This window comes from Campylobacter sp. 7477a, from assembly GCF_014892335.1.
In the GTDB taxonomy this organism is placed as follows: domain Bacteria; phylum Campylobacterota; class Campylobacteria; order Campylobacterales; family Campylobacteraceae; genus Campylobacter_A; species Campylobacter_A californiensis.
The window spans coordinates 1-2,388 of sequence record NZ_JADBJH010000025.1 but is presented as its reverse complement, the minus strand read 5'-3'; the positions used below and the strand labels follow the sequence as shown (position 1 = coordinate 2,388).

Annotated in this window: 1 protein-coding gene and 3 tRNA genes; 3 read left to right on the top strand and 1 reads right to left on the bottom strand. The window is 38.3% G+C overall.

Annotated elements, in window-relative coordinates; translation table 11 throughout:
- The first annotated feature begins 254 nt into the window (after nucleotides 1-254).
- A tRNA-Met gene (locus tag CCAL5182_RS08920) sits at nucleotides 255-331 on the top strand.
- Nucleotides 332-818: 487 nt separating this feature from the next.
- On the opposite strand, the gene CCAL5182_RS08915 is transcribed toward CCAL5182_RS08920, so the two are convergent.
- Nucleotides 819-1,997, bottom strand: coding sequence for an NRAMP family divalent metal transporter (locus tag CCAL5182_RS08915; protein WP_336610830.1), 1,179 nt, complete (start codon nucleotides 1,995-1,997; stop codon nucleotides 819-821).
- Between the two features lie 212 nt (nucleotides 1,998-2,209).
- On the opposite strand from CCAL5182_RS08915, the gene CCAL5182_RS08910 reads away from it, so the two are divergent.
- Nucleotides 2,210-2,285: transfer RNA gene (locus CCAL5182_RS08910), tRNA-Lys, on the top strand.
- 15 nt (nucleotides 2,286-2,300) lie between these two features.
- Nucleotides 2,301-2,376: transfer RNA gene (locus CCAL5182_RS08905), tRNA-Glu, on the top strand.
- Nucleotides 2,377-2,388: the final 12 nt, after the last annotated feature.

Sequence of the window (2,388 nt, the reverse complement as noted above, 5' to 3'; positions counted from 1 at the left end):
GGGCATTAAAGAGCAGTCAGACGCCGTTAATATGATAAATCAATCTGTCGCTCAAATAGAGAGTCTAACTCAACAAAATGTATCGGTTGCTCAACAAACAAACGAGATAACTTCACAAGTTGATGGTATGGCAAAAGCGATAGTTGAGGATGTTAAAAAGAAAAAATTCTAAATGTATGACCGCTTCGGCGGTCTTCATAGAATTTATTTAAAAATAAGCTTCGTGGTTGTATAATACTCGTCTTTAATCATTTGTCAAGGTAGCTCAGCTGGTTAGAGCGCTGGTCTCATAAGCCGGAGGTCGAGAGTTCAAGTCTCTCTCTTGACACCATAAACTTCAGAAGATACAGAATTTCAAATATTTTTCAAAACTACCTTATGCCAGTGATATCTTGCTGGTAGCTCGAACGGTCTAAATTTTATTTGTGACTTTTAATCTTGGCATTTAAGATCGTATTTTTAAACTTGTTTATGGCTCTGTTGTAAAATTTAAAATTAAAATCATAGCAAATCTTACTAAGATACCTGCCTTGCAAGCTTCTTGTAAGATTTGCTATGTCTAAGTATCTAGTTTATAGCGCTGCTTCTAAATTTAGAGCTTCTAGGTTTGTTGGTTCTAGTGTGCGAGCTGTTTGATCTAAATTTACTATCTCTTGACGTGCTGTTTGTATAAGATAAGGCATCATTGGAGCTTCTTTTTTTAGATGTTTTTGTGCGGTTATTACGGCTTTTAAATTTTGCCTCGTCGCCTCTGTTTTGACCCGATGTTTTGACTCTTCTAGCCCTTATAGGTTCAGTCTTTATGCTTTTATCGACCTCTATAAAAAGCCCTTTACCTTATGTTGTCCTTTGCTTAAGACAAGGCTTAAATTTAGCCACGCAAATATCGGCGTAGTAACAAACGAAGCTATCATTGCAAATCTAACCATCGGCCCAAGGGCGTTGTTAAACATCGAAATGATAAAAAAGCCTATGACGCTTGTTATGATAACGCACAAGTTAAAATAAACAAGCTTTGTTTGATCCTTGCCTAAAACTAGCCTGATGCTTTCACAGTTTACCCTAGAATACCCATCTACAACCGTGATGGTAGTGCCAAACATACACATAAATGCTATAAATGCGATAAGCCCTCTAGCCCATTCGCCGATAGTCGCAGCATACATATTTATAAATTGATTTATATATGCCACACCTCTAGTCTCGACCTCTACTCCTGAGCCATACTGCACAAGCGCACCAAGAGCTAAAAACACAAGTGCCAAGATAGCTGTTCCCACATAGCCTACGTTAAAGTCAAGCAAGCCATCTTCGTAAGATACTCTTTTTATCTTTTTCTTTGCTATTACCCACATTGAATTAAGTGCTGAGATCTCAATTGGCGCAGGCATCCAGCCCATAAGAGCGATGATAAATCCAAGTGCTCCAAGCTGCCAAGGCGAAGGCTCTATAAAGTCAGGTGTCATAACTCCGTCAAATCCCGTCCTAGAAAATGCGATCAAAACCGCCCAAACCGTAGTTGCGGTAAGCGTTATCATGATAAGTTTTGAAACAGTATCAAGCACGCTATATCTACCTAGTAAAATGATGGCCATGCTAGCTGATAATACAACCACGCTTAGCGTTGTCGTGCTTGCTTTAAACGGCAATATAAAGCTTAAAATCGCCGCTGTTATCATGCTAACGGCTGCGGTATTCACAACAGCTGCAAAGAGGCTAAGCACTAAAAATATACCGATATAAAAGCGTCCTTTTTCGTAGTAACCCGTAAGTAGGCTGTGCCCGTTATCAAGGGTGTATTGTGTGCCAAATCTAAAAAATGGGTATTTAAAAAGGTTTGCTAGTATGATAATGATAGCTAGCTGCCAGCCATATATCGCACCTGCTTGTGTGGATGCGATGATGTGCGATCCGCCTACCGCGGCCGAAGCCATAAGTATGCCAGGACCTAAAGCCCCAAGCTTTGAGCCTAGGGTAGAAATTTTCTTTTTGCTCATAGAATTACCTTTAAAATTTAACTCAAAATACACAATGAGTATAAAATTTATATTAAATTTTTTTTAAGTTTTAATAATAGCATGTTATTAGCAAAATAGTATATATTTTTTCCAAAAATTTGTAATAAAATTTCTAAATTACACATTCTTTTAAATTTTCTCTTGACAAAAGATAGCGTTTTTAGTATAATCAGATTTCGTTTTTCAAAAATGTCTTGTTAGCTCAGCCGGTAGAGCATCTCACTTTTAATGAGGGGGCCGTTGGTTCGAATCCAACACAGGACACCACTTTTTCGGGTTCATGACCCTTTCGTCTAGTGGCTCAGGACTCTACTTTCTCTATGTAGAAACAGAGGTTCAAATCCTCTAAGGGTCGCCATTTATAAATTCA

Coding starts and splice junctions, on each gene's coding strand:
- CCAL5182_RS08915 (WP_336610830.1), bottom strand. CDS start 1,997: ATGAGCAAAAAGAAAATTTCTACCCTAGGCTCAAAGCTTGGGGCTTTA.